Source organism: Nostoc sp. DSM 114167, from assembly GCF_052692655.1.
In genome coordinates this window covers 7,781,461-7,800,394 of sequence record NZ_CP195116.1, presented here as the reverse complement: position 1 = coordinate 7,800,394, position 18,934 = coordinate 7,781,461, and the positions used below count along the sequence as shown (strand labels likewise).

The window sequence follows — 18,934 nt, the reverse complement described above, 5'->3', positions numbered from 1 at the left end:
GTAGTCGAAACTCAACAACCGGGCAGTTCTTGCTGGAGGTAAAACTATTGCTAACTCTAGCATTCACCCTTTTCAAATGTCCTAACCTGTGTGACTACGGCTATAAGTTCCAGATAATTATTGTCTTTAATCAAATTCAACTCAATGTTATACAAAGAATTAGAAAACATCATAGACGCTAAGATTCAAAAAGCCATACGGAAGCACGAAATTATAGTTGCTTTAATTAGTAGTATTATTGGCTTGATTTTTATCATGGGTTTGTTCCATGCTATTTTGCTCAACCACACTGAAATTCAAACACTTTGCTTGTACTGATGACTGTTTGTAATTAATAAATTTTTACAATCAAGCATTCCCAAATGTCCTTAAAACTAATTTAATTCACACATCTTTTTTATCAAATGGAATTGCCCAGATGGAGAGTAAAAATAATCGCAGGGCTATATTCGTCTTATTTTTGAGTGTATTTATAGACTTGCTCGGCTTCGGAATTATTCTGCCGATACTGCCTTTGTATGCCGAACAATTTGGTGCCAAACCGAATGAAGCGACTTTACTTGTAGCTATTTATTCTTTAATGCAGTTCTTATTTGCACCATTATGGGGCAGATTTAGCGATCGCTACGGTCGCCGTCCGATTTTATTACTGACTTTATTCGGTTCGGTAATTGCATACGCAGGCTTAGGTTTTGCCAACTCCCTATGGATTTTGTTTATTGCTCGTAGTCTGGCCGGGATTATGTCAGGGAATATTGCCACTGCTCAGGCGTACATAGCAGATGTTACTACGCCAACTAATCGAGCTCGTGGCATGGGTGTAATCGGCGCAGCTTTTGGTCTTGGGTTTATTCTCGGCCCAGCGATTGGAGGTCTTTTAATCGGGTCAGATCCGAACAACGCTAACTTTCATCTACCGTCATTGTTTGCAGCCGGATTATCTTTATTAGCATTTCTTTGTGCTTTGATATTACTTCCCGAATCTCTAAATTCTGAGACTAAAGCTAAAATCCAACTTCATCGCCATCGTCAGCGATCGCTAAACTTATTACAGTTGTCACAGCGATCGCAGTTTTGTGTACTTGTTGGCATCTACTTTTTAGTCACCTTTGCTGTTGCAGCTATGGACTCTACATTAGCTTTATGGTCTAAGCAGCAATTAAATTGGGGCCCTCAACAAGCTAGTTATCTTTTTGCCTTCATGGGGATTGTCAGCACAATAATTCAAGGAGGACTAATCGGATTTCTCAAGAAACAATTAGGTGAAATCAAGTTACTTATCTTGGGAATATTAGGATTAGGTTTAGGATTACTGTTAATTGGATTCTCGCAAAGCTTAATTTTCTTATTAGTCGCCACCACACTTGTAGCATGGGGAATTAGTGTCAGCCAACCAATATTGAACAGCTTAATTTCTCAGATGACATCCCCAGAAGAACAAGGACAAATATTAGGAATTGCCAGTTCTTGCTCTGCATTGGCACGCATCGCCGGGCCAACGTGGGCAGGGGTGAGTTTTATGAAATTTGGGAGTTCTGCTCCTTTTTTAAGTGGAACTTTAGTAATGGTAGTAGCTTTGACTCTTAGTTTGCGAGTAACTAAAAGCGCATCTGAGCCAAAAACAGAACGTGTCGCCTGACAATCTTGATTTCAAAGCTTAATAATTTTTTGAAACAGCCTTGTATTAAAAATTTTTAATCCCAAATCTAAAATCTAAAATCTAAAATTAATATGACAGGTCGCCGAGTATTATTTTTAGGCATCTTTGTAAGCATCCTCCTCACCTACGCAATTTGGATCGGTGGGAGCATTCCTGCAAGCATTATCAAACTTCCCGATCAAGGATTAAACTGGTACTACTGGAAGCTTCCCCAACCAACCTTTTGGAGTCGAGCAACGGCTTGGGGTATGTACATTGGGCATCAGTTTAGCATCTGGGCGTGTATCTTGTGGGCGCAGCGATGGCTACGCCCGCCGCAGGCATCGCAGTTGAAATACAAATCGGCGTTGCATCCGATAAATTACCTCATGCTTGCCATTAATAGTGTATTCATCGCTTTACACTTTCTCCAAACATATATTTGGTACGATGCTCTAGCTCAAGATACTTCAATTTGGGCTTCTCAAGGTGCAGTTGTACTCTTACTAGTCTTCGTACTGATTTTAGAAACACCTCGACGCGGTTTATTTTTTGGCAATTCTGTTCCCTTCCATCAACAGTTTTTGCAAATTATCAAACTGTACCACGGCTATTTTTTCTCCTTCGCCGCCATCTACACCTTCTGGTATCACCCAATGGAAGCGACTTTGGGGCACTTGATTGGTTTTCTCTATATGTTCTTGCTTTTGCTCCAATCTTCCTTGATTTTTAACCGCACCCATGTAAACCGTTGGTGGACATTTACTTTGGAGGCTTCCGTGCTTTTACATAGTGTAATCGTGTCATTAATACTAGGACAAAGCAAATGGCCCACATTTCTCTTTGGTTTTTTTGGTATTCTCGTGCTTACTCAACTTCACGGTTTACCTGTGGGTATCTGGACTAAACGTACTATCTACGGAGCCTTTTTAGTGAGTGTCCTGGCCGTTTATGCACTGACTGAACGCGGCTTGGGCAGAATTTACGAAGTAACCTATATTCCTCTGATTGAGTTTGGATTAGTTGGTGCAATTTACTTAATCTTCCTGCTCATCTTATGGACAATTTCTTATTTACCTGTCAAGACATAATGTCATGTTAGTGTTGTAACTCCAGCAGGACTGGTTCCCAGCCTAGAGGCTGAGAACGAGGATACAATAACTCTTTGGGCTTTACAAGCGTGCCATTCCACACTATACCAAAGCCACGCATTGCAGCAGAGCGCGGTTCGCTACATCGCCTGGTTAGACGTTTTGAGGCGGCAGTATGGAGACTAACCGAGTGGTTTGCGGTTACGACTGAATGAATTCGAGAAGATCGGCATTGATCTGGTCTGCATTTGTCGTCGGCATACCGTGCGGGAAACCCTTGTAGGTTTTCAATACCGCGCCCTTGACCAACTTAGCGCTCAGTGGGGCGGAGTCGGCATAGGGCACTATCTGGTCATCATCGCCGTGCATTACCAAAGTCGGCACAGAGAACTTCTTAAGATCCTCGGTAAAGTCTGTCTGGGAGAAAGCCACGATGCCATCATACTGCGCCTTGCTACCGCCCATCATGCCCTGGCGCCACCAATTCTCAATCACGCCTTGCGACGCTTTCGCACCCGGTCGATTGTAACCGTAAAAGGGCCCGCTCGGTACATCCCAATAAAATTGCGCCCGATTGGTGGCAACCTGCACCTGAAAGTCGTCAAATACCTCTTTAGGTAGACCGCCGGGATTCGCTGGGGTCTTCACCATCAGTGGTGGCACGGCGCTAATAAGAACGGCCTTCGCGACGCGGCTTTCGCCGTGGCGCGCAATGTAACGTGTCACCTCACCGCCGCCTGTCGAGTGTCCAACGTGGATGGCGTTCTTTAAGTCGAGATGCGCGGTAAGCGCGGCGAGGTCATCGGCGTAATGATCCATATCATGTCCGTCGGCGCCTTGGCTCGAACGTCCATGCCCTCGCCGATCGTGGGCGATGACGCGATAGCCGTGATTTAAGAAGAACATCATTTGGTTGTCCCAGTCGTCGGCCGATAGAGGCCAACCATGCGAGAAAACGATGGGCTGACCGCTGCCCCAATCCTTATAGTAAATCTCTATACCGTCTTTCACTGCGATCGTGTTCATCTGTTTTTCTCCAGTAGGCTGAATTTTTGGAAATGTCTATTAAAAAACTAACAATTTTACTCACCACTACTAAGAATTTTTTGCTGTTGATAACGCAGTTTAAATTGCTGTTGCTGAATTTTATGATCCACAATTGGGTCAGGATAGCCAACAGCATGACGTTCTGAAGGTGGAATTTTTCCAGTAACTAAATATTCTGTATCTACAGACCGCAATTCTGACACCCATTGCCGAATATATTCCCCTTCTGGATCGAATTTTTGTGTTTGACTGGCTGGGTTGAAAATCCGCACAGGTTTGGGGTCCATGCCGCTAGAAGCACTCCATTGCCAACCGCCATTATTAGCAGATAAATCACCATCAATCAGGTGCTGCATAAAATATTTTTCTCCCAGTTGGGGATTGATTAACAAGTCTTTAGTGAGGAAACTCGCAACAATCATCCGACAGCGGTTATGCATCCAGCCGCTTTCGTTTAACTGACGCATTGCTGCATCCACAATGGGGTAGCCTGTTCTCCCCTCACACCAAGCTTGGAAATGTTCTTCTTTAGTTTCCCAAGGAAAATTCTTAAAGGTGTCGCGGAAAGCACCATCAGCTAATTCCGGGAAGTTATACATTGCGTGTTGATAAAACTCCCGCCAAGCTAATTCCTGTTGCCATGTGCGGATATTAACTGCTGTTTCCTCACTGCGGCTATTTTCCAGTGCTTCTACCGTGGCTTGCCAAACGGTGCGAATGCCAATTACGCCAAATTTTAAAGCTGCACTCAGTTGTGATGTTCCGTCCACTGCGGGGAAATTGCGCTGTTCTTGATATTCAGTAATGGCTTTATTAGTAAATTCTTCTAATCGTTCTTGTGCCGCCGCTTCTCCTGGTGAAATAATCAAGTCACCATCCCAGATGAATCCTAAATCTTTTGCTGAAGGTAGTGCCAAGGCTCCTGCAACTTTGGCAATTTCCTGTTCGGCTTCCGTTAATCCCTCAACATTTTGCAGTGTTTCTACTGGTTGAGCCTTTGGTTTGGCAATCCAATTTTTCCAGAAGGGTGTGTAAACCGTGTAAGGACTGTTACTACCCGTGCGTAACTCCTCTGGAGAGTTGAGGATTTGATCCCAGTTTTGGTTAAGAAACTCAATACCTTTTTCTTTGAGGGCATTTATAATGGTGCGATCGCGTTCTTGCGAATAAGGTTCTACATCCCAATTCCAAAAAACAGCTTTAGCATTTATTGCTTCGGCTAAAGCTGGTATTGCTTGTACAGGATCGGCGTGGAGGATTAACAACTGGCTACCAACTTGAGCATATCGCTCTTGGAGTTTCTGCAAACAGCCAATCATATAAGTTACTCTCACAGGAGCAACATCATCCCGTTCCAGAAGATTCGGATCGAGGCAAAACACGCCCACTACCTTCGGACTTTGCCGTTTTGCCGCAGCCAGTCCCGTATTATCAGAAATGCGTAAATCGCGCCGATGCCAAAACAGAATTAAGTCAGACATTCCATGTTGGATATAGTTCACCCGTACTAGCTTAGATGCTAGTGGTACCAATAAGCATCATTCTGGCGATAAATTTATTCTTTTAATGGGCATTGGGCATTGGGATTAGGGGAGAGGTGACAGGTGACAGGTGATAGGGAATAATCTGTACCCTGTACCCTGTAACCTGTATCCTATTCCCTATTCCCTATTCCCCGGTTTGTCAATCGGGAATAGTGGCTTCTTATCTCAAAATTGAGTATACTCTTCTTAACAGTTAATTAGTCTTTTTGTCATGGCTAACCTACTACTTGATGACGGTACGATTGAGAGCGATTTAGACGAAATAGCCCGCGAACTTGCGCCTCTTGGCATTCAACTCAAACACTACGACCCAGGAACATCGCTACTCTTCCCTAATCTGCTAGACCAGGACGTTTTAACTGAGACCGAGAAACGTTATTACGTAGAACTCCATAACAGCGTCTTTGAATTTCTTCAGCAAGAAAATGGCGCTCTCTGGTGTGACTTACTAAATGTGCATCCAGGTTCGTTCAATCTTCACCACCTGATTGCCACCTACGGTCGCTACCATACTCATCCTGCGCCTGAACCCGTCTACGTGTTGGCAGGAGAAATGATTTATGGCTTCGTGCGACCTGATGGCAGCCAGGTACAGCTTTTAGTTCAGGCACAAGATTATCTCTACATCCCCGCCGGCGTTGAGCATTGGTGTAGCCCAACTGCATTGTTGAATTTCAAAGGGATACGCTATTTTGCAATCGCCGAAGGTTGGGTTCCCAATTATACAGGGACTCAAATGAGTGATTCGAGCCAAAAGCCGCGTTAAAGCTCATTTATACACGTCCTTTGGGCGACTTCACGAAATCGCGTTGCTCCCCCCTAAGCCTTGTGAAATGCGCTGTCTTTGAGTATATCCTGTAGTCTTTAAAGCAACAGTCTCAATTCGACTGTAAAGGAACTGGGGCAAAAGCCGAAGGAAATAGGCAGCTCCCAAAGTCAAAAGTGTACGGCGTGGTTCTTTAGAGAGAATATGCCAGTTGGTTGCTAATGCTCGATTCACCAACTTCACAGCCATTGCACCATCTTGCAAGCTGACTGCTCTACGCGCTAAATACCGCAACTGGTAAGCTCTAGCCAGTGTTTCCCATTGATTAACTATTTCTGGGGCGTATAAACGTGCCCTAGAGATTGCCAATTCCCACGAATCTAACTGCTTGAGCAAATTTGCTGATAGTCCCCCTGAATTTACCCTATATAAAGTCAAAGCTTCAGGAATACCCTCTATTTCCAGATCGCTCTTAACAGACATCCGAAACCAACATTCAACATCTGTTGAGTCACCATTAGTATGACGCGATCGCTCATCGAAATAAAAATTTTCAACTGTACCGTAAAGATTGTCTTGGAATTCAATAGCTTCAAAAACTTCTCTTCTAATTACTGCTACCGAACCATTGCTAACTGGATTGCGGCAAAGGATAATCGCTGGAGTTATTCCCTGCATCTGAGGCATTTGATAAATACCTAAAGGGTTGCCATTATCATCAATAAAAGCAGAGCGGCTAAAGCTTACCCCGACATTAGGCGAATTATCTAAATGCTTAACGTGTTTTTCTAATTTTTCTGGCAACCATAAGTCATCAGCATCTAAAAGAGTTAAATATTCTCCTTGTGCATGGCGAATACCAGTGTTTCTTGCCCCAGGTAGACCCCGATTCTTTTGACGAATAATTTTAATTCTCGGGTCTGTAAATTGCTGACAAATTTCTATACTCTTATCAGGAGTACCATCATCAATAATTAAAATCTCGAAGTTTTCGTAAGTTTGCTCAAGAGCCGATTGCAGCGTAGCAGCTATATATTTTTCTGCTTTGTAAACCGGAATAATGATAGAAACTTTTTTCATTGTTGACCATTCCTATTGATTTAATTTAATTAATATCTAAGGAAATTTACTATGCACTATGCAATAATTTTAATTATGCTTTAGGCAGAGAAAGTTCTTAATTTTTGATAAAAAGGTTCTAAATTATTTCTATATATCTTCTTGAAGAATACGGCGTTTTTGGTTAGCTCCTACTATATTATTTGAAACCAGAGTTTCAAATTTATTGTAAACATTTTGAGGTAAGAGTAAAAGTAAATAGGCAGCTACTAGTGTCAAAATTGTACTTTTGGGATTTTCCAGAAGAATATGCCAGTCAGCTATTAACGCTCGATTAATTAATTTTACAGCCATTGAACCTTCTCGTAATCGTACTGCATTACGAGCTAAATACTGCAACTGGTAAGCTCTAGCTAGGGTTGCCCCTTGAGTAAATATTTCTGGAGCGTAGGAACGTGTCTTTTCAATTAGCTTTTCCCAAAAATCTAACTGCTTGAGCATATTTGCTGAAAGGCCTTTTGAATTAACCCGATACAAGGTCAAGGGTTCTGGAATGCCTTCTATTTGCCAATTGCTTTTAATGGAAATCCGAATCCAAAATTCGTTATCTTCTGATTGGAGTAAGCGTTCATCAAAATAACAATCTTCATTAGTACCATAAACATTATCTTGGAATTTAATCGCTTCTAGAACTTCTCTGCGCATTACCGCAGCCGAGCCATTACCAATCGGATTGCAACTGAGTAAATAGGACGGTGTGATTTCTTTAAGCTTGGGCATCTGATACGTACCTAAAGCTTGTCCAGCTTCATCAATAAAAGCAGAACGACTGAAGCTAACACCGGCTGCTGGTGAATTTTCCAAGTGAGCAATCTGTTTTTCTAACTTTTCTGGCAACCAAAGGTCATCTCCATCTAAAAAAGCTAAATATTCTCCTTGAGCATGACGAATACCAGTATTCCTAGCTCCAGATACTCCTCGATTTGCCTGGCGAATAATTTTAATTCTGGGGTCAGTAAATTGTTGACAGATATTTATACTCCTGTCCAAAGAAGCATCATCGATAATTAGAAGCTCGAAATTTGTATAGGTTTGCTCAAGAACAGATTGTACAGTAGCAGCTATATATTTTTCGACACCATAAACCGGAATAATTACAGAAACTTTTTTCATTTTCCAGACCGACTTTAGTTTCAGTTTGCTCTCAGGTTTTACTGGTAGTACAGTAATCTTTGATATGGCAATGGGAATACTATCTGATGGATACGATCGCACCTTCTAGTGATAGCATCTAAAAAAGTGAGATATTTATCCACCTGGCTATCCGTCTAGTTATAAGATGAATCCCACTTCCTAACTTTTCACCGGATAATCTCAGATATTTACTTTTAGTATGCGTTATTAAAGTAAACACTGTACTTAATCATACATTTTATCTTGCGTGTGGATAGTCTGATTGAAATTTTTAAGCAAGCGATCGCTCCACTATTATCCAGAATCAGACTGAGTAACTATCCCATTGAATTACCAAGTGGCAAGTACTACAACTTACTTCAACCGATTCTTTTTTCATGAATATTTAATTTTTGAACATGAGTAACACGAATTTTACTAATAATCTGGAGCAAGTATGCAGAAATATTTTCTACAAAGATTTTTTTCAACAACAATTTAATAATTAGCTTTTGAGTTTCCTTTTCCAAGAGAATTTTTGGATATAGCTGAATTGCATTACCCAATTTTTTACTTGCTTTTTCAACTCCTTCATCACCTGGAATTCTTGTTAAGCAGAGCCTACAAGAATATCGGTAAACATAAGCTAAACTATGATTTTTCAAAATTTGAATTTCTGGCGCTCCTGATTGAAAAGCTCGCTCCAATACTTTGAACTGGCAGTCTTCCATAAATTCAATTTTAGATGACATTGAATTTGAAGATTGACGATAAAAAATCTGCGGTTTACTAACTACAACAAACGACCATTTTGCAGCTAAACGTAGCCAATAATCCCAATCTGCTGCTCCTGATACTGAAGGTTCAAACTCTCCGACAGATTCAATCGCTTGCTTACGGATTAATGGATTTGAACCACTAGCAATAAAGTTCCAGGTTAATAAATTAGCCAAAACCTTACTTTGGAAAAAGATCGGCCGATCCATGTGGCAATTTCCAGTTTGTTCATCCATAAAATAAGTCCAGCTATAAGCAACACCTGCCTCTGGATTTTTCTGCAAAGCTTCTAACTGGAGTTCTAGCTTATCGGCTGTCCATAAATCATCAGCATCAATAAAGGCTATAAAATCTCCCTTGGCATGAGAGATACCACGATTACGAGCTACTGATAAACCCCCATTTTGATAGGAAAAGACTTTTAGACGACTATCTTTTAACTCATCCAGTAGCTTAAGAGTTCCGTCTGTTGAACCATCATTGATAACAATTATCTCAAAATCAGAAAAAGTTTGTTGTTGTACTGAGACAATTGTATCGGCAATTGTGCGCTCAGAATTATAAGCGGGAATAATGACAGATATAGTTGGCATATGATTTCAATAAGTTGCTAAATTTTACTAGCGAATTAGGATCGAAAAGTTGCTTTCTAATAAGAGTCTTTATTGCAGCTTTGGAACCGCAACAGACCTAGCCAAAGAAAAAGGTCGAGTCAAGTACTTAGCAATTCGAGGAGAAAGGACTTGCATTACCAGCCATTTCATTAAATAACGCTGAGTGACTCTTTCTCGCAAAATCTGAGGATATAAAGAAACCGTCTTCCACAATTTGCGACCAGCTTGGTTGACTTGTTCTCTATTAGTCACATGAGCCAGTTCCATCCCCGTTAAATATTGATAGATATTAGCTAGGCTTTGATTTTTCAGATTTTGTAACTCTGGCGGTGCTGCTTGAAAGCCTCTTTCCAAGACAATAAGCAAATATTTCTCCATCTTCTCAACTTTAGTTGACATAGATTTTGAAGAGTGACGATAGAGAATTTGAGGTTTGGGAACTACTGCAAAATCCCAGCGCTGTGCTACACGAAACCAATAATCCCAATCTTCCACAGAAGAAAGCGTTGGGTCGAATTCTCCAGCAGATTCAATTGCTTGTTTACGAATTAAAGGATTAGAACCATTGGAAATAAAGTTACTGAGTAATAATTTGTCATACACATTACCTTCATAGACTACATTATGACCAGGGTGAAAAATCTCTGCTGTTTCACTCATGTTCAGAGTCCAGCTATAAGCAAGTCCTGCCTCTGGATGTTTTTGTAATGCTGCTAGTTGTAGTTCTAATTTATCAGGTGTCCATAAGTCATCGGCATCGAGAAATGCCATAAACTCTCCAGTGGCATGAGAAATACCACGATTACGAGCTACTGATAGACCAGCATTGCTGTATGAAAAAATCTTGAGACGAGAATCTTCAATAGTCTTCAATAATTCTAAAGTCCGGTCGGTTGAGCCATCATTAATAATAATTAGCTCAAAATCAGAAAAGGTTTGTTGAAGAACGGATTTTATCGTTTCTAAAATAGTGCGTTCAGCATTGTAAGCAGGAATAATAACAGATATAGTTGTCACGTCGCTTCGCTCCGAATTAAAAATTAAAAATTAAAAATTAATGATACCCACAAATAAATTTAGTTGCTCTGTATCATCAGTCGCTTTCGGTCATAGAGCTTAATCAGATAGAAAGTGAAGGATTTTTGTAATTCTTAATGTAGGCACAGAAACCAGTTAGTTTAGGAATAATTCTAATAGTTCTTGCGCAGCCACCTGAATTTGTGAAGGTTCTTTGACAAATCTGCAAAAGGGAATTGAGTAAGTCCAAGCTTGATAAAATGCCTCATTTTTATGGTAAGCATTAGGTAAAAAGACATGAGGAATACCCATAAGAATGCAGAGAATATGTCCGTGTAAGCGGTTTGTAATAATTAGACGATGCTGCTTGAATTGATACATTCCATGATGCATATAACTTAAGGATTTAAGATGCATTGAGGAGTTATATAAGCTATTGAATCCAAAGGAATAATGATGGAAGTATTTCCAAAGATGTCGGTATATCCACTCACCAGGAATCACTGTACCTTTTTGCAAGCCTTCCCGAATTCGCTCCATACGTTCAGTTGTGTCATATTTGAAAGAAGTCCAATCTTCTACAACTAAATTAGGGAGATCGATAGAAGTCTGAGAATTACTTGGATTCAACTCTTTGTCATTTCTATAGTGATATAAAATAGAGTTACTATGGTTAGACTTAGATAAGATACCAGGTAGGTTGACCATTTGAAAAGCCATATCAGGTGCTTTAATTACCTGGCAGTTGTAGAAATATTTTAGAGCAAGTTCATAGCTATATTCGTCACGCACAAACAAAGTCAAATTAGGATGTGAATTGAAGACATTTGCTGCTTCCATTAAATTGCTTTGTTCAACAAAATAAATACTTTGTGGTAGGATAACTATTGGTCGATCTTGGTATTTGGAAATAATCTGTTCGCGAAATTTTTGATGAGCAGTCCAAAGATCGCCTAAATTCCCTCCTCCTTGCAGGAAAATAGGAGATTTTCCAATTCTATCTTCCATTACTTTGCTAGAAAAGTTGTTAGGACTGGCAGTATATTTAATTTTTGTTTTTCGCACATTGATTAAATAAAGTAAAGTACCTAACGCAATCAGATGATCGCCAATATTAGGATAATCAGGATAGTCTAATAATGCACACTCTGGAAATGTCTCTAATTTTTCTAGTGATTTATGCAGAAGTTGTTTTAATTGTTCCGGTTGGGTGGTAGTCATTAATTTTAGTTCCTCCCTGTTATTATTCGTTATTTTGCAATGAATGTAGCTAGAAAAAGGTATTTTTCTAAAAAGCCAAATTTTTATTTTGCAATTGATAAAGATTGAGTTCTAGATAAAACATATTTACTAGCCCAAATGCTGTAAAGAGGTAATGCTAATATATGAGCCATGAACACCGCAACAGCTACCCAAAAAATTCCCCATTTCACAGCTACTAGTAATGAAATTGTAAAAATCACAGTAAAAATTAGGTTCCAGTAAAGATTAATATGACTTTTATCTACAGAGTTCAGTAACATAGAAGCGCCATCAGCAAATGGGCGTGGTATGGCTGACAAGCAGATAACTATCAAGACTGGAATTGCTGTTATCCACTTTTGCCCAAAAATAATTGGTACATAAAATGGAGCTAGGCTTGACTGTAGCAAAACCAATGGAAATACAATTAAGGCAAATGTTTTGAGGCTACTAAAATAACGTTCTCGAAGCTGCTTAACGTTTCCCCGAGCAGCACAAAGATGGGGGTATAAAGACCAAGTCATTGTATTTATGACATTCATGCTGATTCCTAAGCCAGCATTGAAAGCGAAATAGTAAATTCCTAGCGCCTGGACTCCTAAAAAACGTCCAATAATCAGGTAATCAAGATTAGCTCTTAGCTTATTTAGTAACTCAACGCCAAGAATATTTCTAGCATAACTAACAACTTCCTGCCACTTGTTAAAACTAAAGAACATGGTAGGTCGCCAAGGATGATTCATCAGATTAATAACAATCCATACTGGAGTCGTTATAACAATAGGTATAACAACAGCCCACATTCCCAGCCCTAATAGAGCTAGACCTATAGTGAGAATATTGATTAGAAACGACTGAGTAGCATTGCATAATGCTATAATTTTTAGGCGGTTCTCTCGCTGGATTAAAGCAGACTGAACTGCAAAGATTGGCAACATTAAATAGACTAATGCCATAATCCAGATAGGTAAGATAACTTGGTTATTACTATAAAACCAAGCTATCGGGAAAGCGGCAGTACACTGAATAATAAACATTACTCCGCATAGTATCCAATTAAGGCAGTAAGATGTCTGACAAATAATTTTTAGATCCTTTTCTGATGCCTGAATAATCTTAGAGCCAATTCCAGCTCTTAAGGTAAAAACAGTTGCAAATTCATTAGTAGTCAAAACGATTGCGATCAATCCATAATCGTAGGGATTTAACAGGTGAGATAAAGTAATTGTTGTTCCCAATCGGAAAACACGATTTGCTAACTCTGCTCCACCCATCCAACCAACATTACGCACATATTGACTAGATACTTTTTGCCTTAGCTTTTTGATTAACATGAGGGTATTTTTAAGAGATAATTTATATTTTTTAATTAAATTAAAAATCAAATATAAGCAGTTTCAGGCTTATTTTTAAGAGAAAAATTAGAAGGTTTAACTTCTTCTTTAAATGCAATTCCCATGATAATTAAACCGGGATAATATAAGTAAGCTAAAGCCTCTTGACTATCATTAAATGTAAAAAGTAATAAAGTTATAAGAAAATACAATGCAACTCTGGCAATTATGCTTTTCTCTGCTTTAATCAGCAAAACTATAAAACTCAATAAAATTGGTACTAAAAAAGCAATGAAGCCAACTATACCTTTAACAAACAAGAGACCAAACCAAGTATGGTGAGAGCCGATAGGCATTTCTGCTAATGCTTTAGGCCCTGGTGCTTCTCGAAAACCATGACCCCAGATAGGAGCTTCTTTCCATTTTTCCAAGGCAATTACACCTAAAGCTTCATGCACTCGTGAAGAGTCTGGTCTAGCATTATCAAATGCTTCTTTAGCATCTTTAATAGTACCAAGAAGTACCGTGCTAAAAATACCTGCTAAAAAGCTAAAAAACCCGATCGCAATTTGCGTAGTAGGTTTAGTAATTTTTGTCAGCAACAAAACTAGTATGAAAACTATTGGTAAAGCTATAAAAGATAAGCGAGAAACAGATACTATACTCATCGCTAAAGAGCCGACTAGACCAATGAAGCGCCACTTATTGTTACGTTCTTCAAGAGCAAGGAAGAAGTAGATGTTTCCAATAAGACCTAGCGCAGGTGCCCAAGGTGCAAATAGAAATAGACGGACATTATTCGTACCGTAATCACTACCATAGAAATTTACATTGTAAAAAAGCTCACCATTCTGGATTAATCTTTCAATTGGAGAAGAATATAGGTGTGCAGGCAACTTTAATATCCAAGCTAAATAAAAGAAGGGAATTAAAATCAAACTTTGAAGGCATAATATACAGACGGCTCTATAGATTATTTGTGGTCGAATATTGAGACAGCCGCTTAATGGAAATAGTGCTAGCAAAGCCCAATCTGTAAACCAATTAATTAATGACCTAAGAGTTTGATTTGTACCTACATCATAATTTATACAGCCTACAATCGTAGCGATCGCTATTACCAAAATAGAGACAATCCAAACCCAATGTATCCAATAAACTTTGATTCTTTTTTCAATACTAGTGTGCGTTGTTTGGCTCCAAAGCCGCTTACATAGGTAAAAAAACAGTATCCAGGCTAATAGAAAATTTACAGGATATAAAATACCAATAAAATAAAATACATAGGTACTAATTATCCAATACCAAACAAGACTTTCTTCAAAGTTTTGAGGTTTCATTGTTCCATTCTCTTCCTCTCTGTACTCATAGTCTTATCAGATATTAAATTTTTACGTTCGCGCCACCAAAGTAACACCAGTCCAAGGGATACGAAAAGGGAGCCTAAAGTTGAACCTAGTAAAACCAATTTATCTTTTGGTGAAGTCGGTTTCTCAGGTAATGTAGGCTGTATAACAAGTTGAATCAGTGGATAAGATCCAAAAGTATTCGACTTGCCAATATCCAATCTGGTCAAATTGGAAGAAAAGACCGCTTCCGCAATTTGCGTATTTCGCTTCAGCGAATCCAAGGTGCTTTCCAACTGTGTTAAATTCTTCAGCCTACTCTCAAGCTGGTTAATCTCCTGTTCTATTGCTTGAGCTTGAGCGGTGAATCCCTTTTGGTCTGCTTGAACTGTAACTAATTCTTGGGAAAGAGCGTCTCGAGGAATGCTGTTACCAGAGTTATTGCTACTAAGGCTTAACTGCTTGAGAACTGCCAAAGTGAATTTTCGCCCTAAAAGAGACTGACCTCGAACTAGCAGGGCCTCTTGAGCAGCATCTCTTTTCGCTTTCTCTGTAATTAATATCGGATAGCTAGGCAGAAACTTAGATTCTAAAACTACCACAGAAGCGCTAGCATCACTATAATTTTTTAAGTTCTGTTGAAATATCTGGTCTGTTTGAAGAGTAAAAGCATCTGTAGCTTGTCCAGCAGATAATTTTAAATTATTCGATAGTTGTGCCAGACGAGTAGTAGCCTGTTGCTGTTGACCGATTATTTCAGCTCTTTGTCTGCGGAGCTGTTCAATGTTGGTTGTCAAATCCTTAATTTGATCTTCAGAGTTCAAACCTGAACGTGCTTTGTAATCGGCAAGGCGCTTATGAGCATCTGCTAATTTTTTTTGCGAAGAAATTAGGGAAGTTTGATAACCGGTATCTCTTTGAACAGCTTCTTGATTTCGTAGCATGTTGAGTCTTGCTTGCAAGGCTTTGTAAAAAGCTAAAGATTTATTTTGAGCTTCCTGGGGACTCGCGCCTTCAAAATCAACGCTCATCATGGAAGTATTAATTATTAGCTTGAGCCGAGGTTTGCCAAACTCTTCTAAAGACATATTAAGTTGATCTGCTGCCGCTTTTAATATCGGGTCGCTTTCAGCAATAAATTTATAAATTTCTCTGGGATCTTGAGAAGCAAGAGCAGCATATGGAGACACATTTTCATAATTAGCATAGCCAATGTCTGGTAAATTAATATTGGCATTTGACCATGCTCCCGGCAGATTAATCGCTGAAGAACTAGTATAGGTCGGTGGTGTAAGCTTTAGATAAAGAAAAGTTGCAGTCCAAAATGCTATGTTGGTTGCTATACCTATAAGTAAGTAACGCTGCCAACATCCTTTTCTCGCTACTAATTTTCTCAAACTGCTAGGGTAACCCGCAGAGATTTCTGTATGATTGGCCATTAAAAATCCTTTAAAGTCGGGAACTGGCTGCGGAATTACAAAGTCTAGGTGGGTTTGTGCGATTCGCCTAAGTAAACTTACAGGTACTACATTGTTACTTAAAAATTGATTAATAATTCTTAGTAAAGTTTCCTTCCTAAACAGCAATGACAAAACCGCCTGATGGTCAATATTGCATCCATGCAGACAGCATCCTCTAGGGTTCAATAAAATTATCCACCCGGATATCCACCTAAGTAGGTGCAAATAAAGATAACTAGTGTACCCCTCTGGGGAAGCAAGCTAGCAAGAGCGTCTCCTTCAGGAGAGGGTTGTCATTTGTCATTTGTCCTTGGGAGCTAGTGCGCCCTTGCGCTCTGCCGACTTGTAGCAACTGGCGTTCATTTGTAAGGGTTTTAGATGTATTTACATTTCGTAACTTAGTTAGGTTTTTTCTCGCAGACTTACTTAATTGGACTAACCGAGAAGTATCGATCTGTAGCTGATTTACTTGACTTTAATTTACTTCCTGTAACGTCAATTAAAATAAATACGTGCAAATATCATGAAAATAGCAATGAGCGATCGCCGTTTCTGGAGACTGCTAAGGAAAACAATTTGTATTGCTATAGTTGCGCTGGCTATTGTCGTCAACATTACACCCCTCAAGTCTAGTTGGAGTACTACATCAAGGTATCACTGGACTAATGTCTCTATTGGAGGAGGTGGTTATGTTACAGGCATTTATTTGCATCCACAAGAGCAAAATTTAGCCTACATCAGAACTGATATGGGTGGCTTTTATCGTTGGAATTCAAAAGACTACACATGGATGCCGCTAACAGATATATTTAGCTTGCAATACAGCAATTACTACGGGGGAGAAGCCTTAGCACTTGACCCAAATAACCCAGATATTGTATACATAGCAGCAGGTAAATATACTACTAATCGGGGTAGATTAGGAACAATTTTTAAATCGAGCGATCGCGGTAAAACCTGGAATAAGCTGAAAATAGACTTGCCAATGGGCGGCAATGAAACTAAACGTTGGCTAGGAGAAAGGCTAGCCGTGAATCCCTTTAATTCCAGTGTTATTTTATTTGGTTCGCGATTGAATGGGCTATGGAAGTCTTCAGATGGTGGTACAACATGGGACAAGGTTAGCTCCTTTCCCGAAAAGTCAGAAGCAAAGATTGGAATTGCAGGTATTGTATTTAGCAAAAATGTATCTGGACTAGTCTATGCCAATGCCTATGGAGATGGCATATATGAATCCACTGATGCAGGTGTTACCTGGAGCAAAATATCAGGAAGCCCATCACACGTGAATCGAATGGCTTTGGCAAAGGACAAAGTTCTGTATGTAACGCATAAATCAGGTGTCAGCAAATATGCAAACAGCATTTGGAGCGATATCACACCAAGTAACGCCAAAACTACATTTAATGCCATTTCTGTAGACCCAAAGAATCCCGATCGCCTTTTAATTGTTTATGACCAGTATGTTTCTACAACAAACGATCGTGTAATATTTCAATCTAATGATGGTGGAGCTACATGGCAACAAAAAAAGCATACCTTGAAACCTCAAGTGCCCTGGTGGCCTGAGTGGTATTTTGCCTCCTCAACCTCAGCGATTGAGTTCGATCCAAAAACTCCTGGACGGTTATGGTTAACAGACTGGTATGGGACATGGCGGACAGACAACATCAACGCAGAGCCATCTGTTTGGTCGAACTATGAAAAAGGACATGAGCAAATAGTTAGCTTCGCCCTAGCCTCGCCTCGAAGTGGCTCTAAATTGTTGAGCGGTGTTGCTGATACGGATGGGTTTAACCACAGCAATGGGCTAGATGTCTACCCATCTACGCAGTTTGGCGGCAAAAATAGTCCTCGGTTTCAGGATACCTATGGCCTTGCTTATAGCGAAAGCAATCCTTCACGAATGGTACGTGTTGGTGGTAATCGATGGAACAATAGTTATACGGGAGCAACTTCTAAAGATGGGGGACTGACATGGAAAAAATTTTCCTCGTTTCCGAAGAACACAATTCCGTTGCGTGTAGCCATGTCAGCTACAAATCCAAATCTATTTGTTGCAATTGTTAATCAAGGACAGCCGATTCGCACAACCAATGGCGGATCTTCTTGGAGCAAAGTATCAGGATTACCCAAAGGCCCCAAAGGCCCGTGGTACTGGGGTCAACCATTAGTAGCTGACAAATTAGATGGCAACACTTTTTACTATTACAGTAGTGGCAAGTTATACCGTAGTAAGAATGAAGGCGCATCTTTTAAGACTGTAAACTCATCATTGCCTTCAGAAAGTTGGTCTATGCTCAAAACAGTTCCGGGGGTTAAAGGCGAAGTCTGGCTCAGTCTTAACTCTCACGGACTTTATCGTTCAACAAATGGCGGTGTGAACTTTGCCCAGATTCCGAAAGTGAAGAAAGCTTATTTATTCGCTCTTGGTAAGGCACAAAAGGGAAGCAAAATTCCTGCACTGTATTTGTATGGAGAAATTGCTGGTATGGGCGAAGGAGTATTTCGTTCTCTCGATACAGGAAAAACATGGATAAATATCGCCTTTTTACACCAACCTATGGGCAATGAGCCTAATGTCATGGAGGCTAGCTGGCAGAAATTCGGACTAGTCTTTATTGGCACTAATGGTAGGGGTATATATCGAGGTAGTTTGTAGAAAAAACTACTGTAAATTACCTAAAATTATTAATTTTTGTGCGCTATGTTAATTTTTGTAAAAAACATAGTAGTATGATTTTTGCAACGTTATTTAATACAATTAGCTTGTTAATACGAGGTATATTGATATGTAGTATATGTATAGTTAACGCTTATCGAAT

At 39.8% G+C, this 18,934-nt stretch carries 14 protein-coding genes; 4 read left to right on the top strand and 10 right to left on the bottom strand.

Going from position 1 to position 18,934, the window contains the following annotated elements; all coding sequences use genetic code 11:
- Positions 1-418 precede the first annotated feature (418 nt).
- Together NSTC731_RS32790 and NSTC731_RS32785 are read left to right on the top strand one after the other, a co-directional pair.
- On the top strand, positions 419-1,639 hold the full coding sequence (locus tag NSTC731_RS32790) for an MFS transporter (RefSeq protein ID WP_445628594.1): 1,221 nt from the start codon (positions 419-421) through the stop codon (positions 1,637-1,639).
- A gap of 92 nt (positions 1,640-1,731) precedes the next feature.
- On the top strand, positions 1,732-2,730 hold the full coding sequence (locus NSTC731_RS32785; protein WP_445628593.1) for a hypothetical protein: 999 nt from the start codon (positions 1,732-1,734) through the stop codon (positions 2,728-2,730).
- Between the two features lie 201 nt (positions 2,731-2,931).
- Here the strand turns inward: NSTC731_RS32785 and NSTC731_RS32780 are convergent, their stop codons facing one another.
- Both NSTC731_RS32780 and NSTC731_RS32775 read right to left on the bottom strand, forming a co-directional pair.
- Complete coding sequence (locus NSTC731_RS32780) at positions 2,932-3,756, bottom strand: alpha/beta fold hydrolase (RefSeq protein WP_445628592.1); 825 nt, start codon at positions 3,754-3,756, stop codon at positions 2,932-2,934.
- A gap of 56 nt (positions 3,757-3,812) precedes the next feature.
- On the bottom strand, positions 3,813-5,258 hold the full coding sequence (locus NSTC731_RS32775) for a deoxyribodipyrimidine photo-lyase, 8-HDF type (protein WP_445628591.1): 1,446 nt from the start codon (positions 5,256-5,258) through the stop codon (positions 3,813-3,815).
- A gap of 274 nt (positions 5,259-5,532) precedes the next feature.
- On the opposite strand from NSTC731_RS32775, the gene NSTC731_RS32770 reads away from it, so the two are divergent.
- The gene (locus NSTC731_RS32770) at positions 5,533-6,087 is read left to right on the top strand and encodes a cupin domain-containing protein (RefSeq protein WP_445628590.1); all 555 of its coding nucleotides are present in this window, start codon (positions 5,533-5,535) and stop codon (positions 6,085-6,087) included.
- Positions 6,088-6,117: 30 nt separating this feature from the next.
- On the opposite strand, the gene NSTC731_RS32765 is transcribed toward NSTC731_RS32770, so the two are convergent.
- From NSTC731_RS32765 to NSTC731_RS32730, 8 genes are all read right to left on the bottom strand, one after another.
- Entirely contained in the window at positions 6,118-7,167 is a 1,050-nt protein-coding gene (locus NSTC731_RS32765; protein ID WP_445628589.1) for a glycosyltransferase family 2 protein, read from the bottom strand.
- 129 nt (positions 7,168-7,296) lie between these two features.
- Positions 7,297-8,319, bottom strand: coding sequence for a glycosyltransferase family 2 protein (locus NSTC731_RS32760; RefSeq protein ID WP_445628588.1), 1,023 nt, complete (start codon positions 8,317-8,319; stop codon positions 7,297-7,299).
- Positions 8,320-8,699: 380 nt separating this feature from the next.
- Positions 8,700-9,689, bottom strand: a complete 990-nt coding sequence (locus tag NSTC731_RS32755) for a glycosyltransferase family 2 protein (RefSeq protein ID WP_445628587.1) — start codon at positions 9,687-9,689, stop codon at positions 8,700-8,702.
- Positions 9,690-9,758: 69 nt separating this feature from the next.
- Complete coding sequence (locus NSTC731_RS32750; RefSeq protein WP_445628586.1) at positions 9,759-10,727, bottom strand: glycosyltransferase family 2 protein; 969 nt, start codon at positions 10,725-10,727, stop codon at positions 9,759-9,761.
- Positions 10,728-10,883: 156 nt separating this feature from the next.
- Positions 10,884-11,948 (bottom strand): polysaccharide pyruvyl transferase family protein, encoded by a 1,065-nt coding sequence (locus NSTC731_RS32745; RefSeq protein ID WP_445628585.1) that lies wholly within the window; start codon positions 11,946-11,948, stop codon positions 10,884-10,886.
- Positions 11,949-12,031: 83 nt separating this feature from the next.
- Complete coding sequence (locus tag NSTC731_RS32740) at positions 12,032-13,303, bottom strand: lipopolysaccharide biosynthesis protein (RefSeq protein WP_445632224.1); 1,272 nt, start codon at positions 13,301-13,303, stop codon at positions 12,032-12,034.
- 47 nt (positions 13,304-13,350) lie between these two features.
- The gene (locus tag NSTC731_RS32735; RefSeq protein WP_445628584.1) at positions 13,351-14,643 is read right to left on the bottom strand and encodes an O-antigen ligase family protein; all 1,293 of its coding nucleotides are present in this window, start codon (positions 14,641-14,643) and stop codon (positions 13,351-13,353) included.
- Positions 14,640-16,088, bottom strand: a complete 1,449-nt coding sequence (locus NSTC731_RS32730) for a GumC family protein (RefSeq protein WP_445628583.1) — start codon at positions 16,086-16,088, stop codon at positions 14,640-14,642. Before NSTC731_RS32730 ends, NSTC731_RS32735 begins: the two co-directional genes overlap by 4 nt.
- Positions 16,089-16,632: 544 nt before the next feature.
- Here NSTC731_RS32730 and NSTC731_RS32725 point away from each other — a divergent pair.
- Positions 16,633-18,771: a WD40/YVTN/BNR-like repeat-containing protein gene (locus NSTC731_RS32725; protein WP_445628582.1), complete on the top strand. Its 2,139-nt coding sequence runs from the start codon at positions 16,633-16,635 to the stop codon at positions 18,769-18,771.
- The last annotated feature ends 163 nt before the right edge of the window (positions 18,772-18,934 follow it).